Raw genomic sequence first — 17847 nt, forward strand, 5'->3', positions numbered from 1 at the left:
ACAGGCCGACTCTCGCCGATGCGATCGGGACGGCTTGCCGCCCGATAGGCCGGTCTCTATCAAGGGCGGAAATTTCGAGGATTTTTCGGCCGCGAGTCGCCAACACAGTCATGTTCTTCCGCCTGCTGCGCCTGATACTGGTCGTCATCGTCGCTGTCTTCGGGCAGCCGGCGCTGGAGGCGTCGGCGCAGGCGATCGGCCATGGTTCGTCGCAGCTCATCGCCGACCAGACCAAGGTCATCCAGGACCTGACGGGCAAGACCGACGGCCTGGAAAAGAAACTGAGCGACCCCGACCAGGACGATGCGGGGCTGGTCGACATCCGGTTGCAGCTCGAGGATATTTCGCGGGCGGCGCTGAACAGCGCGCTGTCATTCCGGCAGCGCCTCACCGACATCAACAACCGCGTCGAGGTGCTCGGCGCGCCACCGGCGCAGGGGCAGCCTCCCGAGCCGGCGATCGTCAGCAACGAGCGCAGCGCGCTCGCGTCGGAAAAAGCTCAGATCAACGCGGTCGTCGCCAGCGCGCAGAACCTGTCAATTCGCGTCAACGGGCTGGTCGACAAGATCGCCGTCATGCGCAGCGAGCTTTTCCGCAGCGTCATCACCAAGCATTATGACCTCACCGAAGCGCTGAGCCCGCAGGCCTTTTCCGACGCGCATGACCAGTTCTCGGGCCTCTACAAGTCGGTATCGTCCTGGTTGAGCTTCGCCGTCAGGTTCAAGTTCCAGGCTATCCTTGCGGCGACGCTGATGGCGCTGGCGCTGGCGGCAGTGCTGTTGATCGGCGGCAGGCGCCTGTTCGGCCGCATATTCGAGGCCGACCCGACCGTCGAGGAGCCGTCCTATCTCAGCCGCCTGTCGGTCGCTTTCTGGTCGACGCTGCTGCCGACGCTGGCGCTTGGCGTCTTCTTCGCCTCGGCTGTGTTCTTCTTCAATTATTACAATGTGCTGCGCGGCGATATCGGCACGTTCCTCAATGCCTTGCTGACGGTGATCGGCATGGTGTTCTGTGTCAACCGGCTGACCAATGCGGCGCTCGAACCGCGACTGCCCAACTGGCGCCTGATCCCGGTCGCGACCGGTCCCGCACGCTGGCTCGTCGGGCTGACGACCGCCATGGCGATCGTGCTCGGCCTCAACTACTTCCTCGCGGTCGTCAACGAGAAGATGGGTTCGCCGCTGTCGCTGACGATCGCCAGGGGTTTTGTCGCCACCATCATCGTCGGCATCATCCTGATCCTGATGGGGCTGCTGCGGCCGTTCAGGGCCGCTGACGGCTCATGGCGCCCCTGGCCGGCATGGCTTCGTTTCCTTGCCATCGGGCTTGGCCTGTTCACCATCGCGGCGGCGCTGCTCGGCTATATCGGCCTGGCGCTTTTCGTCTCGTTCCAGGTCGTGGTGACCGGCACCGTGCTGGTGACGGCCTATATCGGCTTCCTGTCGGCGCGTGCGATCGGGGAGGAGGGCGGCTTCGCCGACACTTCGGTCGGGCGCTGGCTCTCGGAAAACTCCAGCTACGAGGACACCGCCCTCGACCAGCTCGGCCTGGTGGTCAGCATCGCCATCAACCTCATGATCGTGCTGATCTTCCTGCCGCTGATCCTTTTGATGTGGGGCTTCCAGCCGGGGGACATCCAGGCTTGGGCCTATAAGCTCGCCACCGGTGTCCAGATCGGCTCGGTGACGATCTCCTTCCTCGGCATCCTCACCGGCATCGTCGTCTTCGTCATCGGCTATTTCCTGACCCGCTGGTTCCAGGGCTGGCTCGACGGCTCGGTGATGGCGCGCGGCAAGGTCGATACCGGAGTACGCAACTCCATTCGCCTCGGCGTCGGCTACGCGGGCGTCGCGCTTGCCGGCCTGGTCGGCATCTCGGCCGCGGGTATCGACCTTTCAAACCTCGCGCTCGTCGCCGGCGCACTTTCGCTGGGCATCGGCTTTGGCCTGCAGAACGTCGTCTCGAACTTCGTTTCGGGTCTTATCCTGCTGGCCGAGCGGCCGTTCAAGGTCGGCGACTGGATCGTCGCGGGCGACGTCAGCGGCACGGTGAGGAAGATCAGCGTGCGCGCCACGGAGATAGAGACCTTCCAGCGCCAGGCGGTGATCCTGCCCAACTCGAACCTCATCAACAATGCGGTCGGCAACTGGACGCATCGCAACAAGCTCGGGCGCATCGACATCAAGGTCGGCGTCGCCTATGGCAGCGACGTCAAGCGCGTCCATGCCATCCTGATGGATATTGCGCGCGCCCATCCGATGGTGCTGAAGAATCCCGAGCCATTCGTTCTCTTCGCCAATTTCGGGGCGGCCGCGCTCGAATTCGAGATACGCGTGTTCGTCGCCGACATCATGAACGGCAGCGTCGTGCAGAACGACATCCGCTTCGCCATCTTCGATGTCTTCGAGGAGGAGCAGGTCGAGATTCCCTCGACGCCGCGCGCCGTGGTCGAGAGCAAGAAGCACGAAGCCTGGCCGATCGACGACGACAAGATCGAGGCCGAATTCGCCGAGCGCCAGAGGCTGGAAGCGGAAACCGCGGCCGAACGGGAGCGGCTGGCCAAGATGAAGCGCAAGGGCCGCAAGCCCGACCCGGGCTAAGGTGCGATCGATATTCAGGTGAGGCCGGCCTGCAAATGGCGGCTTCCTGCGCTTCCGGTGCTCACGTACTTTTAGTACGCTCCGCTCCGGTTCTCGGAACCCGCCATTTTCGACTCGGCCTGACCTGAATCTCGATACACCTAGGTGGCTCATCCGACGCCGAAACCGATTGTGGCATGAATGCGGCATTCAGTTGCGGTTCAGGTAACATCTCATATAAGCTTCGATGCAAAGGGCGAGAATGCCTTGCAAATTTGAACAGAGGCGGTGTGTGAAACACCGGAATTGCAATGTGGAAGTCTGTCGTTGCCGCCATCGCTTTGCTGGCCCTGGGCGGTTCGGCTTTCGCCGCCAGCGCGATCAACAGGGACGCTCAGACGCGGACCCTGGTCGTGACCGAAGGCGGCGCCAAGAGCGAGCTGACGCTTGCCGCCGGCGAGACGGTGGAGTTCTGCTCGAACGGCTGCTTCGTCACCCTGCCCAATGGTGACCTCGAAGCCCTGACCGGCTCGGAAACGGTCGAAATTTCGGGCGGCGCGGCCCGCATCAAGTAAACTTCACCGCAAGATTGGCAAAGGCCGGACCGATGTCCGGCCTTTTATCGTTTCCGGTAGCCGACGCTTAACGATGACGCCGAAAAACCGGTAAGACCACGCCCTGCAACCGAGCGTTTTAACGTTCGCTGCGTCATGACCCGCTATATCCGACCCGAGGACGCCGGCATCGGCGTGGGTTGAGTTGGCGCGTGATCTTTCCGTGATCGGAATTTCGGGATCCTGCGCTCGATCGGGGCAGGACAATGGACGCGAGGTCGGACAGGAACGCAATTCCGCTTGCGGTCGATCTCGACGGCACGCTGATTGCAACGGACCTTCTGTGGGAAGGCCTGTTCATCCTGCTCAAGAAAAACCCGCTCTATCTCTTTCTCCTGCCTCTCTGGCTGACCGGCGGGCCGGCTCGGCTGAAGCAGGAAATCGCCAGCCGCGTCGACATGGACCCGGCCTCGCTGCCTTACCGCCAGGACCTTGTCGACCGGTTGCGCGCCGAGCACCGGGAGGGTCGCAAGATCGTGCTGGCGACAGGAACGCCGCGCAAGTTCGCGGAGGCGATCGCGGCGCATCTCGGCATCTTCGATCGCGTGCTGGCGACCGACGGCCCGCACAACATGACCTCGGCCAAGAAATGCGCGGCACTTGTCGCTGCCTATGGCGATGCGGGCTTCGACTACGCCGGGAACAGCCGGCACGATCTCGAAGTGTTCGACGCCGCGCGCAACGCGCTCGTGGTGGCGCCTGACCGCAGCGCCAGGCGCTGGCAGGCGGCGCATCAAGCCGAGGCCATGCCCGCGCCGAAGCTGACGCTCAGGACCTACGTCAAGATGCTGCGCATGCATCAGTGGCTGAAGAACGTGCTGATCGCCGTGCCGATGGTGCTGTCGCACGAATATTTCAACCCGAACATGATCTGGCAGTGCCTGTTGGCGTTCGTCTCCTTCAGCGCCGTGGCGTCCGCCATCTATATCCTCAACGACTTCTTCGACCTCGCGCTCGACCGCAAGCATCCGACAAAGCGCAACCGGCCGTTCGCCAGCGGTGCGTTGTCCATTCCGTTCGGCCTCGGCGCGATCGTCGCGCTGCTCGCGATGGGCATCGCCGCCAGCCTGTTCCTGCCGATCGAATTCCTTGGCGTGCTTTTGGGCTATATGGCCGTCACTACCGCCTATTCGCTTTCGTTCAAGCGCATGCTTCTGGTCGATGTGCTGACGCTTGCCGGCCTCTACACGATCCGCGTGCTTGCGGGTGCGGCGGCCACCGGCGTCGACGTCTCCTTCTGGCTGCTCGCCTTCTCGATCTTCTTTTTCCTGTCGCTGGCGCTGGTGAAGCGCTTCGTCGAACTGCGCACCACGGCCATTCCTCCGGGTGAGCGCATCGCCGGCCGCGGCTATCGCACCGAGGACCAGGAAATCGTCGCCCAGGCCGGCATGGCCTCCGCCTTCTCCTCGGCGCTGGTCCTGGCGCTCTATATGGACAGCCCGGCGGTGCGCGAGCTCTATCCGCATCCCTGGCTGATATGGCCGCTGGCGCCGATCGTGCTCTACCTCACGATGCGCGTCTGGATCCTCGCCCGTCGCGACGAGATGCATGACGATCCGGTCGTCTTCATCATCCGCGACTGGCGCAGCCAGATCGTCGTCGCCATCGGCGCGGTCTTCCTCGTCGCCGGAGGCTGGTGATGGGGCACGAGCGCTTCGGCAGCTTCGGGCTGGCGACTCCGCCGGCGCGCAAGGCGATCCCGGCGGACGAGGCGATCGCCTTGCTGAAGCGCGGCGAGGCGAAAGCCGGATCGCTGCTCGGTTACGGCAATGGCCGCTCCTATGGCGACAGTTGCCAGAACGATGCCGGCATGGTGGTCGACATGCGGCCGCTCAACCGTGTCCGTTCCTTCAACGCCGAGACCGGCGTGCTCGACGCGGATGCCGGTACGCTGCTTTGCGACATCATCGCCCACGCCGCACCCCACGGCTTCTTTCCGGCCGTGGTTCCAGGCACGCAGTTCGTGACGCTGGGCGGCGCGATCGCCAACGACGTGCACGGCAAGAACCACCATCGGCGCGGCACCTTCGGCTGCCATGTCGAAGCCCTGACGCTGCTTCGGTCCGACGGCCGAACCTATCGCTGCTCGCAGACCGACAATGTCCGCCTGTTCGCGGCAACGATCGGCGGCATGGGGCTGACCGGACTGATACTGTCGGCATCGATCAAGCTGATGCGGGTGCCCTCGCTCGACATAACGGAAAAGGCGACGCGGTTTCGCGATCTCGGCGAGTTCTTCGATCTTGCCGAGGCTGCCGACCAGGCCAACGAATATGCGGTCGCCTGGATCGATCAGCTTGCCGGCGGCCACGGCCGCGGGCGCGGGCTTTTGTTCACCGGCAACCATGCCGAGCACGGCTCGCACGCCGCGGCGGGTGCCGGCAGCCGGCTTTCCGTGCCGGTGCGGCCGCCCTTCAATGTCCTCAACCGGCCTTTCCTTACCGTCTTCAATGCGGCCTATCGCTGGAAAAAGGGCAAGTCCGCTGCTCCGCGCCAGGCGAGCTATCAGGGCTTCTTCTTTCCGCTCGACGGCATCCGCGACTGGAACCGGCTGTACGGGCCGCGCGGGCTTTTCCAGCACCAAAGCGTGGTGCCGGAGGCCAATGCGCGTCGCATCGTGCCGGCGCTGCTCGAGGCGGCACGGCGGGCGGGCGAAGGGTCCTTCCTCACAGTGCTCAAGCGCTTCGGCGATGTCCGCTCGCCGGCGCTGCTGTCGTTCCCGCGGTCCGGCTACACGCTGACGCTCGATTTCCCCAACCGGGGCGAAAGGACGTTGCGGCTGCTTGCCGAGCTCGATCGCGTCGCCGTCGAGGCGGGCGGGGCGGTGAACCCCTACAAGGACGCCCGGATGGGGCCTGAAATCTTTGCCGCGTCGTTCCCGCAATGGCAGCGGTTGGAGGCGCTTCGCGACCCGGCGTTCCTGTCGAGCTTCTGGGCGCGGACGGCGAAAAAACTGGATGTAAGGAGTGGAGTCTCGGAAGCCGCGGAATAGATAAAAATCGAATAAATCATGGTAAATAAAACATTACGCCATGGTTTACTCAAAACACCGGTCGGGCTTCACGAAATATTTTCAGGTTTGTAATAGGACCGCCAAGGGGCGGGTGGCAACAATGAAATACATAATCTTCATTCTCTTCACGGTCATGACCAATGCCGCGGCGCAGCTGATGCTGAAGCAGGGCATGATGTCTATGGGGCCGATCTCCTTCGAAGGCGTCAATCCGCTCGTCAAGCTCTTGCAGATCGTGTTCAGCCCGTGGGTGTTCCTGGGCTTGTGCACCTTCGTCATCTCGATGGCGTCGCATCTTTATGTGCTGTCCAAGGTCGAGCTCAGCTTCGCCTATCCGTTCCTCAGCCTCGCCTATGTCGCCGTGGCGATCTTTGCCTATTTCGTCTTCCGCGAGGACCTGAATGGTTGGCGCATCGCCGGCATCGCGTGCATCTGCGTCGGCACGATCCTGATTGCGCAGAGTGGGCGCGGGCATGAGGACCAGACCGCATCCATCAATCCCGACAAGATCGGCACAAGCGAGATCGTTCGATGAGACATGTGATTTTCGGCGGCGACGGCTTCGTCGGCCGTCACCTTGCCCCCAAGCTTGTCGCGGACGGCGAGACCGTCGTCGTCGCCGACATCGTCAAGAGCGACCTGCCGCATTACCGCTCCATGCGCTTCGTCACCTGCGACGTCACCGATCCGGGCTCGGTCGCGGCGGTCGGGCTCAAGGCCGACGACATGGTCTACAATTTGTCGGCCAAGATGCTGTCGCCGATCCAGGTGCGCGCCAAGCGGCATGATTTCTTCTTCCCGGTGAATTTCCACGGCACCGAGAACATCATGCAAGCGATGGACAGGGCCGGCGCCGCGAAACTGGTCCACTATACGACCGACATGATCTACGGCCACACGATGGTGCTGCCGATGACCGAGGATCATCCGGTCTCGCCGCTCGGCGAGTACGGGCTGTCGAAGCTGAAGACCGAGGAGGTCGCCGCCGAATGGCGCAAGCGCGGCATGTCGATCTCGCTGTTCAGGCCGCGCCTGATCATCGGCCCCGGACGCCTCGGCATCCTGGAAAAGCTGTTCAAGCTTGTCGACTGGAACCTTCCGGTGCCGATGATCGGCTCGGGCAGGAACCCTTATCAGTTCATCTCGGTGTTCGACTGTGCGGAGGCCGCGCGCGCGGCCTGGAAGGCCGGCGTGCCGAACGAGGCCTATAATCTGGGTTCCCTCAATCCGCCGCCGGTGAAGAAACTGCTCGGCGACCTGATCAAACATGCCGGCTCGAAGTCGATGCTGCTGCCGACGCCGGGCTGGGCGGTCAAGCGCACGCTCGACCTGCTCGATTTGCTCAACATGCCGATCATGGATCCGGAACAGTATCTGATCGCCGACGAGGAATGCGTGCTCGACGTCTCCAAGGCCGAGCGCCAGCTTGGCTGGGTGCCGCAATATCGCGACGAGGACATGCTGATCGCGGCCTACAGCGAATACCGCGCCAAGAAGGACGGCCACGCCGTCGCCACCAGACACGTGCCTGCCGAATAGAGCGCGAAGGGGAGATTTTCAGATGACCGTCATGGCCAAGCCGGAACACACGGGCGCACGCGCACTGGTCGACGCGCCGGCGCTTTCGCCAACCTCCATCGCCAAGCCCGATTTGATCAGCGTCGAGCAGGCCAAGGCGATGGACGTCGCCCGCATCACCGACCTGTTCAAGGCGCATCTCAACCCCGGACAGCTGCATTTCATGAAGCTTCTCGGCTTCCACAAGGTGAAGATCGAGCGCGCCGAGGGCATGTTCTACATCGACCAGAACGGCCGCAAGATCCTCGATTTCTTCGGCGGCTTCGGTTCGCTGGCCTTCGGCCACAACCATCCGCGCATCCTGGAAGCCCGCAGGAAATTCCAGGAGGAGAAGCGCCAGGAGATCGCGATTGCCTTCATGTCGCAGTATGCGGCAGCGCTTGCGCACAACATCGCCAAATGCTCGCCCGGCGACCTCGACATGGTGTTCCTCGGCTCGTCCGGCTCGGAGGCCATGGAAGCGGCGGTGAAGCTCGCCGAGCGGGCGGCGGGTCCGAAGCGGCCGAAAATCGTCTATGCCGAGAATTCCTTCCACGGCAAGACCAAGGGCGTGCTGGCGATCACCGACGGCCAGCTCTACCGCGCCGACTTCAAGGTGGCCGACAATGTCGTGCGCGTTCCCTTCGCCGACATCGACGCCGTCGAGCGCCTGTTCAAGAGCGATCCCGAGATCGGCGTCATCGTGCTCGAAACCATCCAGGGCGGCGGCGGCATCATCCAGGCGCCGACGGAATATTGGCAGAAGCTGCGCGCGCTGTGCGACCGGCATGGCGTGCTGTGGGTCGCCGACGAGGTGCAGTGCGGCTATGGCCGCTCGGGCCGGTTCTACGCCTTCGAGCATTATGGCGTGGTGCCGGACGTGACGGCGCTGGCCAAGTCGCTCGGCGCCGGCAAGGCGGCCGTCGGCGCCATGATCGCCAGGCGCGAGGTCTACATGAAGGCCTATGGCACGCCGAAGACGGCGATGATTCACGCCATGGCGACGTTCGGCGGCATGGGCGAGGCCTGCGTCACCGCGATCGAGGGCATCAACGTGCTTTATGACGAGGGGCTGATCGACAACGCCGCCTCGACCGGCGACTACCTTCTGCAGCGGCTGCGGGCGCTGAAGGAAAAATACCCGAAGATCATCAAGGACGTGCGCGGCAAGGGTTTCATGATCGGGCTCGAGTTCCACGATTTCTCGCAGACCCTGCCGATGGTGCTCAGACCGGTGGTGAGCGTGCTCGACGACAAGCTGAAGGGCTCGCTGTCGGGTTTCGTCGGCTCGCTCTTGTTGCGTGACTACGACGTGCTCGTGGCCTTCACCGAGTACAACCGCAACGTCATCCGGCTCGAGCCGCCGCTGATCTGCCAGCCCGAGCATGTCGACCGCTTCGTCGATGCCTTCGACAGCCTGTTGTCGCGCGGCATCGTGGGAATCGTGAAGGATTTCGTGAAAAGCCAGGTCGGCAAGTAGAGGCCGCCGAGCATGCTGACCAGGCCGTCCGCTCCGACCAATCCGCTGGAACGGCTGACCGGCGCCGGCCTGGCGTGGGGCGAGGGGGCTTACGCGAAATGGGCCGCGTCGATCGGGGCGATCACTTTTTCGCTCTATATCCTGCTGACCGCCGCGACCGCCTGGTTCATGCCCGACGCCAACTGGGACATGCTGCCCTATCTGGCGATCGCCGAGGAGGGCGCCTATCCCAATCCGCAGGCGCTGCATGATTATGCCTACAGCACGGTCAAGGCCGGCGTGTCGGCCGGCGACTACAAGACATTGACCGACGATGGCGGCGGCTTCCGCAGCCACATGAGCGACAACGCCGCCGACTTCCACTCGCTGCTCGGCATGTACCGGATCAAGTTCCTCTACGCCGAGATCCTGTCCAGCCTCAGCCATGCCGTCTCGCCGGTCGAGGCGATGCGGCTGGTGCAGGTGTTCTCGGTGCTTCTGTTCGGCGCCATCACGCTCGCCTGGCTGCGCGCACAAGGCGCGCTGGCGCTGGCGCCGGTCGTCGGCGCGATCCTGATCATGGCCGATTTCGGCGACGCGGCGCGCGCCTCGACGCCGGACCTGTTATGCTCGGCGCTGTTCCTCGGCGGGGCCTTTGCCTATATGCGCAAGCGCGAGGCGGCGACGGCGATCCTGCTGTTCCTGGCCTTCATGGCGCGGCCGGACAACATTGTCTTCCTTGCCATCTTCGCGGTGCTGCTCGTCGCTTTCCGCGAGCGGGCATGGGGGGCGCTGGCCGGCTTCGCGGCGTCCTTCATCGCCTATTTCGCCATATCGCACTGGGCCCAGCATCCCGGCTGGTGGCCACATCTTTGGTTCTCCAGCATCGAGCAGCATTACAATATGGACGGGTTCGAGCCGCCATTTTCGGTGACCGCCTATCTCAAGGCTTTCGCCGCGTCGGTGGTGCGCGCCATCAGCGTCAACAGCTGGGTCGGCGTCTCGGTCCTGGCGTTGGCCGGCTGGTTCGGCTTGAACCGCGCCGGCTTCCGGCTCGACCGCCGCGCCGGTGTCCTGCTGGCGGCGCTGGTACTCGGCGTGCTGGCGAAGTTCACCGTTTTCCCCATCCACGACACCCGCATCTATTTCCCCAATCTTTTGCCGCCCTTCCTGCTGCTTACCGCGCCGCTGATGGCGCTGTGGGCGGCGGCGAGCCAGGGCGGCCGGCGCGCTGCGCCGCAGGTCATTTCCGGAGACAAGTCATGAGCTCGCTGTCCAGCCTCGCGCGTGTTCTTCTGTCGCTCGGTCTTCCGGCCGGCCTGCTCGATCGCGGCCCCTCCTTGCACGGCACGAAATTCCTGGCCAAGGCGGCGCTCAAGGCACGTTTCGGCGGCAGTGGCCAACCGTTCCAGATGGTCAATGTCGGCGCCTGCGACGGCGCGCTGTTCGACGACGTGACGCCCTGGCTGCACCGGATTCCCGGGGCGCGCGCCATGCTGGTCGAGCCGATCCCCTACAATCAGAAGCGGCTTCGCGCCAATTACCCGGATGCCGGCCGCTTCATCATCGAGCCGGTGGCGGTGACCAGGACCAAGGGCACGATCACGGTCCACACCTTCGATGCCGCGGCGCTCGAAGCCGGCACGCTGCCGATCGAGTTCATCGGCTGCTCGTCGGTCACCGACACCAACCTGATGTCGGGCAAGAACGCCTGGGGCGAGGCCGACGCCAACTTCAACAAGTTCGTGCCGCATCTGAAGGACATCGAGGTGCCGTCGGAGACCCTGCAGACGCTGCTCGACCGCAACGGCATTCGCCATATCGACGCTTTCCTGGTCGACTGCGAGGGCGCCGACTGGATGGTGTTCGACCAACTCGACCTCGAGCGCTACCGCCCCGGCATGATCAAGATCGAGGTCGGCGCGCTGCCGGCCGCCGAGATCGGCCAGGTCGTGGTCAAGCTCAAGACCGCGGGCTACCAGGTCGGCTTCCAGGCCGAGGACATCTGGGCCTTCGCCTGAAAAGAAACACCCCTGCACGAGTCGTCGCGCCGCACTTGCGGCGTGTCGCAAACAGGCGGTAGCTCAATCCGCGTCCTCTGCATATTGTGCGCCATTCGAAGGGCGCCCAAACGCGCCCGTCTATCCCCTTGGAGTCGCGGGCAATGGCAGAGTTTCCGAAAAAGGCGAAGGTCGTCATCGTCGGCCTGGGCGGTATCGTCGGCGCGTCGGTCGCGCATCACCTGATCGAGCGCGGCTGGGACGACATCGTCGGCATCGATAAATCGGGCATCCCGACCGATATCGGCTCGACCGCGCATGCCTCGGATTTCTGCTACACGACCAGCCACGATTTCCTGTCGTGCTGGACGACGCTCTACTCGATCGATTTCTACGAGAAGATGGGCCACTACGCGCGCGTCGGCGGTCTCGAAGTGGCGCGCGTCGGCGACGACGCCCGCATGGACGAGATCAAGCGCAAGATCGCCTCGGCCAAATCCTTCGGCACTCGCGCGCGGCTGATCGAGCCGGCCGAGATAAAGGAAAAGTTTCCGCTGATCGAGGAGCATCTGGTGCAAGGCGGCCTGTGGGATCCGGATGCCGGTCTCGTCATCCCGCGCTCGCAGACGGTGGCCGGCAAGCTGGTCGACCAAGGGGTGGCTTCCGGCAAGCTCCAGGCTTTCGCCAACACTTCGGCCAAGGAGTTGATCGTCGAGAACGGCCGTATCAAGGGCGTGGTGACCGAGCGCGGCACGATCGAGGCCGATTATGTCGTGGTCTGCACCGGCATCTGGGGCCGTCTGACCGCGGCTCTGGTCGGCGAAGACCTGCCGGTGATGCCGATCGACCATCCGCTCACCTTCTTCGGCCCCTACAACGAGTTCGCCGGCACCGGCAAGGAGATCGGCTGGCCGCTGCTGCGCGACCAGGGCAACTCGGCCTATATGCGCGACACCGGCGATCCCAAGACCGCCGAGGGCGGGCAGATCGAATGGGGCTATTACGAGGAGACCAATCCGCGTCTGTGCCACCCGCGCGACCTGCTCGAAAAAGACCAGGCGCGGCTTTCGCCGTCGCAGCGCGACCTCGACATGGAGCAGATCATGGCGCCGCTGGAGCGCGCCATGGAGCTGACGCCGATCCTCGGCGAGCTCGGCTACAATGAAGGCCACTCTTTTAACGGCCTCTTACAGGTGACCACCGATGGCGGCCCGTCCATGGGCGAAAGCCAGAAGGTGAGGGGGCTGTGGTACGCTGTCGCCATCTGGGTCAAGGACGGCCCGGGCATGGGCAAGCTGATCGCCGACTGGATGACCGATGGCAGGACTGAGGTCGACCATCATGCGATCGACTATTCGCGCTTCTATCCGCATCAGACTCAGGAACAGTTCATCTGGGATCGCTGCACCGAGACGGCGAGGAAGGTCTACAATCCGGCGGTGCATCCGCGCGAGCCCTTCTCCAAGGGCCGCAACATCCGCCGCTCGCCGTTCTGGGAGCGCGAGAAGGAGCTCGGCGGCTATTTCATGGAGCTGGGCGGCTGGGAGCGCGCGCACGGCTACGCCGCCAATGAGCACCTGCTGGAGAAGTACGGCAACCGCGTGCCGGTGCGCGAGAACGAATGGGACAACCGCCATTTCTGGCGCGTCTCCAATGCCGAGCATCTGGCGATGAGCGAGGATTGCGGCATCGTCAACCTCTCGCACTTCTCGATGTATGACGTCGAAGGCCCCGACCATGTCGCGCTGCTCGAATGGCTGTGCGCGGCCAAGATCGGCGGCGACAACAATATCGGCAAGGGCATCTACACCCACTTCCTCGACGAGAAAGGCATGGTGCGCGCCGACTTCACGGTCATCCGCATGGCCGACCGCTGCCGGGTGATCGATGGCGCCGACGCAGGCCCGCGCGACTTCCGCTACATGCAGCGCACCGCGCAGGACAAAGGGTTCGATGCCACCGTCACCGACGTGACCGAGAAATACGTCACCATCGGCATCTGGGGGCCGAACGCCCGCACGACCCTGCAGAAGGTGGTCGAGGACCCGAACGGCCTGACCCCGGAGAATTTCGCGTTCGCGGCGATCAAGCCGATCCGCATCGGCGGCAAGGACGTCACCGCCTTCCGCATCTCCTATGTCGGCGAGCAGGGCTGGGAACTGCATATGCGTTACGAGGACGGGCTGTCCGTCTGGGATGCGCTGCGCTCGACCGGCGTCATGCCTTTCGGCGTCGAGACCTACGCCAACACGCGCCGCATGGAAAAGAGCCTGCGGCTGCAGAACGCCGACCTGCTCACCGAGTACAATCTGCTCGAGGCCGACCTTGCCCGCCCGAAGGTCAAGGAGAACGACTTCTGCGGCAAGGCCAAGCATCTGGAATATCGCGCCCGCGAGCACCAGCCGGCGATGCTGTGCACGCTGGTGATGACCGAGAACACCGATTCCAAGGGCGTCGCGCGCTATCCGGTCGGCACCATGCCGGTGCAGGACCCCGCGACCGGCGAGACGCTGGTCGACGAGCTCGGCCGCCGCTCCTTCACCACCTCGGTCGCCTATGGTCCGACGATCGGCAAGAACATCGCGCTCGCCTATCTGCCCTGGGCCTTCGCCCAGGAAGGCCGCAAGCTGCAGGTCGAGTATTTTGGCGAAACCTATCCGGTCGAGGTGGCCGGCGTCGGCTACAAGCCGCTCTATGACCCGGAGAACCTCAAGCCGAGAAGCTGAGAGCTAGGCGATGAACGCAAAGCCCGACCTCGGTCGGGCTTTTTGCTTTTGCGCGGCAGGATTCTCGCATAGCGTTGCGCTGGGCGGAGTGGTCAGCTTGCAGTGGTTCGGCTGGGACAGGAAGAACGACGCATTCGTCTTCACGATGAAGGGGAACATTCCCGTTCGCGTCAGCTGGACCTTTGCCATTCCCGCCGCCTTGCCGTTCCTGCATGAGTGGTCGAGGCGTCCACAGGCCGCTCTAACCCATACCCTCGTCTTTGCCGCGCTTTTGTTCCTGTCGGTGTTTCTGCATGAGCTTGCCCATGTCTGGGCAGCGCGGCGACAAGGCATCGGCACCCAACGGATAGACCTCTACCTCTTCGGCGGAATTGCCTGGTTCAAGCCCGGCGTGGCTTCGCATTATGGCTGGGCGTGGATCTCCTTCGCCGGGCCGCTGGTGAACATCGTCCTGGCGGCGGGTTTCGCAACTGCCTATTACCTTTTTGCCCGGCCCTTGTTGCCGGTCGATCCGGACGGTCTTTTCAGTTCGCCGCTGCCGAGACCGGGCACGCTTCTTGAGTGGACGCTTTGGCTTGGCGCCCTGGTGAATGCGGTTCTGGCCATTCTCAACCTTCTTCCGGCCTATCCACTCGATGGCGGAGCGATCGCCAGGCATCTGCTTGTGCCGCGCTTCGGCACTGATACCGCCACGCGGATCGTCGGCTTCTGCGGCGTCGTGCTTTCCATACTGCGTTTCGCGGTCATTGTGGCTGCGGCCACAGCCGGTATCCTGGTGTGGATTCCGCCGTCCTTCGGGCCGAACTGGCGGGCGTTTCGCGCTGCCGGCAACAAGAAGCCCGTTCCGCAGCATCCGGCTTGATGTGCAGGGGGCCAGCGGCTTATGTGGCCCGATCAGAAGCCCGTGAAAGCAACACGCCCATGCGCATCCTGTCCGACGCCTTCATTCCCGAACTGCCCAACCGCTACAATGGCAAGGTGCGCGAAAATTACGATCTGCCGGACGGGCGCCGCATCATCATCGCCACCGATCGTCTGAGCGCGTTCGACACGATCCTGGCCTCGATCCCGTTCAAGGGAGAGGTGCTGACCCAGACGGCGCGCTACTGGTTCGAGGAAACCGCCGACATCTGTCCCAACCATGTGCTGGAATATCCCGACCCCAATGTCGTCGTCGGCACGCGGCTCGACATGCTGCCGGTCGAGATCGTGGTGCGCGGCTATCTCGCGGGAACCACCAGCACCTCGATCCTGACCAAGTACAGGAAGGGCGAGCGGAGCTTCTACGGCCACAGTTTTCCGGATGGGCTGCGCGACAACGAAAAGCTGCCGCAAGCGATCATCACGCCGACCAGCAAGGCTGCCCATGGCGGCCATGACGAGCCGCTGTCGGAAGCCGAGATCATCGCGGAGCGGCTGCTCACGCAGGCGCAGTGGGACACCGTATCGCGCTATGCGCTGCAGTTGTTCGCGCGCGGCCAGCAGCGCGCCGCCGAACGCGGCCTGATCCTGGCCGACACCAAATATGAATTCGGCACAGCGCCGGACGGCACCATCGTGCTTGCGGACGAAATCCACACGCCCGACAGCAGCCGCTACTGGATCGCGGCGAGCTACGACGAGGCGTTCGAAAGCGGCGGGCGGCCGCGGAGCTTCGACAAGGATTTTGTCCGCTCCTGGGTGTCGGCGCGCTGCGATCCCTACAAGGACCCGATTCCCAAAATTCCGGACGAAATCGTCAACCAGGCCTCGGCGGTCTATATCCAGGCCTATGAGGCGATCACCGGCGTGAAATTCGTGCCCGACCTTTCCGGCGATACAGTGCTGGAACGCATCCGTTCGAATCTCGCGCGCTATTTCTAGGAAGGTCCCGCGCGGTCGGAACCCGGCGCCCCGGAATTCCCGGCTTTTGCGCGCGGCGATTTTCGCCTAACCTTCCTCCATGTCTGCTTATGCCCGTGCAAGGCATATCCTTTCAGGCAGTGCCGCGCTGGCGCTGGCGCTTTGGCTGGCGCCGCCAGCTTCTCCCGCCGAGCCGGTCGATGTCGAACTGGTGCTGGCGGTCGACGTTTCGCTTTCCATGTCGCCGGCCGAGCTGGAGATCCAGCGCCACGGTTATGCGGCGGCGCTGACGCATGACAATGTGCTGAAGGCCATCGCCGACGGCGCCTATGGCAAGATCGCCGTCACCTATGTCGAATGGGCGGGCACGACCTGGCAGCGCGTCATCGTGCCGTGGACGGTGATCGCCAATCGCGCCGACGCCGAGAGGGTGGTGGCGCAACTCAATGCACGGCCGCCGGACAGCGCCCGGCGCACCTCGATCTCCGGCGCGCTGAGCTTCGGCAGCGACCTGTTCGCCGAGAGTGGCTTTCAAGGCACGAAGCGCGTCATCGACGTTTCGGGCGACGGACCCAACAACCAGGGCGCGCCGGTCGACCTCACGCGCGACGAGGTGGTCAGGCAAGGCATCACCATCAACGGCCTGCCGCTGATGACGCGCGGCGGTTTCAGCGGCGCCTTCGATGTGGAAAATCTCGACCGTTATTACAGCGACTGCGTCATTGGCGGACCGGGCGCCTTCATGATCCCGGTCAATGACTGGACGCAGTTCCCCGAAGCGATCCGCCGCAAGCTGGTGCTTGAGCTTGCCGGCCCCGCTTCGCCGCAATGGGCGGCGGAAGAGGCCGCGCATCCGCCGGTCGTGCTCGCCGACGACAAACCTGCCGCCGACTGCCTGGCTGGCGAGAAGATGTGGCGCAACCGCGGCTGGGGCATGCCCTGACGGATCGGGAAGCGTCGGATTGGACCATCGTCGAGTGCGGCGTCTGCTTCATTGACAAGCCTTTTGGCGTCTGTGAGACAATTTGCGCTCACCACAAAAAAGGGGAACCACAATGAACAGGACCACCATTTTCGCGGCGGCGCTGACGGCGGCGGCCGTGCTCAGCGTGCCGGCGATGGCCGCCACGTCGCTCACCATCGGCATCAGCGGCTGGACAGGCTTCGCGCCGTTGACTTTGGCCAAGCAGGCCGGGCTTTTCGAAAAGCACGGGCTGGACGTCACGCTCAAGAAAGTGCCGCAGGCGAGCCGCCCGCTGGCGATCGCCAGCGGTGATTTGCAATGCGCGGCGACCACGGTCGAGACCTGGATGGTGTGGAACGCCAGCGGCGTCACCACCAAGCAGATCTTCCAGCTCGACAAATCCTACGGCGCCGACGGCATCGTCGTGCGCAACGACATCAAGACCGTCGCCGACCTCAAGGGTAAGAATGTCGCCTCGTCCGCGCCTGGAACCTCGCCCTATTTCCTGCTCGCCTGGGTGCTGAACAAGAACGGCATGTCGACCAAGGACGTCACGGTCGTGAACCTGGAGCCGGACGCGGCGGCGCAAGCCTTCCTCGCCGGCCAGAACGATGCCGCCGTCACCTATGAGCCGTTCATCTCCGCCGTGCGCGACAAGGCCGACCAGGGCCATATCCTGGCGACCACGCTCGACTATCCGATGGTGCTGGATACCGTCGGCTGCACGCCGGACTTCCTCAAGGCCAATCCCGATGCCGCCAAGGCGCTCGCCGACAGCTATTTCGACGCGCTCGACCTGATCAAGAAGGACCCGCAGAAATCCTACGAGATCATGGGCGCCGACGTGAAGCAGTCCGCCAAGGAGTTCGAGGACTCGGCCAAATACCTGAAATGGGCAGACAAGGAGGAGAACAAGCAGTTCTTCACCAAGGATTTCCAGGACTTTTCCAAGACCGCGGCCGAACTCCTGCTGCAGATGGGGTTGATCAAGGAAGTGCCTGATGTGACGACGCTTGCCGACACCAGCGCGGTCGCCAACTGATTGCGCGTCCTCCAATCGGTGGCGGCGCCAGGCCGCCATCGGTTTTTCTCC

14 protein-coding genes are annotated in these 17847 nt (G+C 63.9%); all 14 read left to right on the top strand.

The window, feature by feature from the left end:
• Positions 1–110: 110 nt before the first annotated feature.
• The 14 genes from AC0YKC_RS08170 to AC0YKC_RS08235 all read left to right on the top strand — a co-directional run bounded on the left by AC0YKC_RS08170 (position 111) and on the right by AC0YKC_RS08235 (position 17796).
• The gene (locus AC0YKC_RS08170; protein ID WP_488510734.1) at positions 111–2600 is read left to right on the top strand and encodes a mechanosensitive ion channel family protein; all 2490 of its coding nucleotides are present in this window, start codon (positions 111–113) and stop codon (positions 2598–2600) included.
• Between the two features lie 290 nt (positions 2601–2890).
• Complete coding sequence (locus AC0YKC_RS08175) at positions 2891–3154, top strand: hypothetical protein (RefSeq protein ID WP_027167119.1); 264 nt, start codon at positions 2891–2893, stop codon at positions 3152–3154.
• Positions 3155–3399: 245 nt separating this feature from the next.
• On the top strand, positions 3400–4833 hold the full coding sequence (locus tag AC0YKC_RS08180) for a UbiA family prenyltransferase (protein ID WP_488510735.1): 1434 nt from the start codon (positions 3400–3402) through the stop codon (positions 4831–4833).
• Positions 4833–6185 (top strand): FAD-binding oxidoreductase, encoded by a 1353-nt coding sequence (locus AC0YKC_RS08185; RefSeq protein ID WP_488510736.1) that lies wholly within the window; start codon positions 4833–4835, stop codon positions 6183–6185. The genes AC0YKC_RS08180 and AC0YKC_RS08185 overlap by 1 nt, the downstream gene beginning before the upstream one ends.
• A gap of 121 nt (positions 6186–6306) precedes the next feature.
• Positions 6307–6741: an EamA family transporter gene (locus AC0YKC_RS08190; RefSeq protein ID WP_488510737.1), complete on the top strand. Its 435-nt coding sequence runs from the start codon at positions 6307–6309 to the stop codon at positions 6739–6741.
• A complete protein-coding gene (locus AC0YKC_RS08195) occupies positions 6738–7745 on the top strand; it encodes an NAD-dependent epimerase/dehydratase family protein (RefSeq protein ID WP_488510738.1) in 1008 nt (335 codons plus the stop codon). Before AC0YKC_RS08190 ends, AC0YKC_RS08195 begins: the two co-directional genes overlap by 4 nt.
• Before the next feature lie 22 nt (positions 7746–7767).
• Complete coding sequence (locus tag AC0YKC_RS08200) at positions 7768–9243, top strand: aspartate aminotransferase family protein (protein WP_488510739.1); 1476 nt, start codon at positions 7768–7770, stop codon at positions 9241–9243.
• A 12-nt stretch (positions 9244–9255) separates the two neighbouring features.
• Positions 9256–10488 (top strand): hypothetical protein, encoded by a 1233-nt coding sequence (locus tag AC0YKC_RS08205; protein WP_488510741.1) that lies wholly within the window; start codon positions 9256–9258, stop codon positions 10486–10488.
• Positions 10485–11243, top strand: a complete 759-nt coding sequence (locus AC0YKC_RS08210) for an FkbM family methyltransferase (protein ID WP_488510742.1) — start codon at positions 10485–10487, stop codon at positions 11241–11243. The genes AC0YKC_RS08205 and AC0YKC_RS08210 overlap by 4 nt, the downstream gene beginning before the upstream one ends.
• 143 nt (positions 11244–11386) lie before the next feature.
• Positions 11387–13948 (top strand): GcvT family protein, encoded by a 2562-nt coding sequence (locus AC0YKC_RS08215; protein WP_488510743.1) that lies wholly within the window; start codon positions 11387–11389, stop codon positions 13946–13948.
• 97 nt (positions 13949–14045) lie between these two features.
• Positions 14046–14810 carry a site-2 protease family protein gene (locus AC0YKC_RS08220; RefSeq protein WP_488510744.1) on the top strand — a complete coding sequence of 255 codons (765 nt, stop codon included), beginning with the start codon at positions 14046–14048 and terminating at the stop codon, positions 14808–14810.
• Positions 14811–14869: 59 nt separating this feature from the next.
• Positions 14870–15811 (top strand): phosphoribosylaminoimidazolesuccinocarboxamide synthase, encoded by a 942-nt coding sequence (locus AC0YKC_RS08225; RefSeq protein ID WP_488510745.1) that lies wholly within the window; start codon positions 14870–14872, stop codon positions 15809–15811.
• Between the two features lie 79 nt (positions 15812–15890).
• Positions 15891–16733, top strand: coding sequence for a DUF1194 domain-containing protein (locus tag AC0YKC_RS08230; RefSeq protein ID WP_488510746.1), 843 nt, complete (start codon positions 15891–15893; stop codon positions 16731–16733).
• Between the two features lie 112 nt (positions 16734–16845).
• Entirely contained in the window at positions 16846–17796 is a 951-nt protein-coding gene (locus tag AC0YKC_RS08235) for an ABC transporter substrate-binding protein (RefSeq protein ID WP_488510747.1), read from the top strand.
• The last annotated feature ends 51 nt before the right edge of the window (positions 17797–17847 follow it).

Source organism: Mesorhizobium sp. CNPSo 4661 (assembly GCF_057784215.1).

Bases quoted from the DNA above. Each gene is read 5' to 3' on its own strand.
- AC0YKC_RS08195 (WP_488510738.1), top strand. From the start codon at position 6,738: ATGAGACATGTGATTTTCGGCGGCGACGGCTTCGTCGGCCGTCACCTT.
- AC0YKC_RS08175 (WP_027167119.1), top strand. From the start codon at position 2,891: ATGTGGAAGTCTGTCGTTGCCGCCATCGCTTTGCTGGCCCTGGGCGGT.
- AC0YKC_RS08235 (WP_488510747.1), top strand. From the start codon at position 16,846: ATGAACAGGACCACCATTTTCGCGGCGGCGCTGACGGCGGCGGCCGTG.
- AC0YKC_RS08205 (WP_488510741.1), top strand. From the start codon at position 9,256: ATGCTGACCAGGCCGTCCGCTCCGACCAATCCGCTGGAACGGCTGACC.
- AC0YKC_RS08230 (WP_488510746.1), top strand. From the start codon at position 15,891: ATGTCTGCTTATGCCCGTGCAAGGCATATCCTTTCAGGCAGTGCCGCG.
- AC0YKC_RS08180 (WP_488510735.1), top strand. From the start codon at position 3,400: ATGGACGCGAGGTCGGACAGGAACGCAATTCCGCTTGCGGTCGATCTC.
- AC0YKC_RS08190 (WP_488510737.1), top strand. From the start codon at position 6,307: ATGAAATACATAATCTTCATTCTCTTCACGGTCATGACCAATGCCGCG.
- AC0YKC_RS08215 (WP_488510743.1), top strand. From the start codon at position 11,387: ATGGCAGAGTTTCCGAAAAAGGCGAAGGTCGTCATCGTCGGCCTGGGC.
- AC0YKC_RS08185 (WP_488510736.1), top strand. From the start codon at position 4,833: ATGGGGCACGAGCGCTTCGGCAGCTTCGGGCTGGCGACTCCGCCGGCG.
- AC0YKC_RS08170 (WP_488510734.1), top strand. From the start codon at position 111: ATGTTCTTCCGCCTGCTGCGCCTGATACTGGTCGTCATCGTCGCTGTC.
- AC0YKC_RS08225 (WP_488510745.1), top strand. From the start codon at position 14,870: ATGCGCATCCTGTCCGACGCCTTCATTCCCGAACTGCCCAACCGCTAC.
- AC0YKC_RS08200 (WP_488510739.1), top strand. From the start codon at position 7,768: ATGACCGTCATGGCCAAGCCGGAACACACGGGCGCACGCGCACTGGTC.
- AC0YKC_RS08210 (WP_488510742.1), top strand. From the start codon at position 10,485: ATGAGCTCGCTGTCCAGCCTCGCGCGTGTTCTTCTGTCGCTCGGTCTT.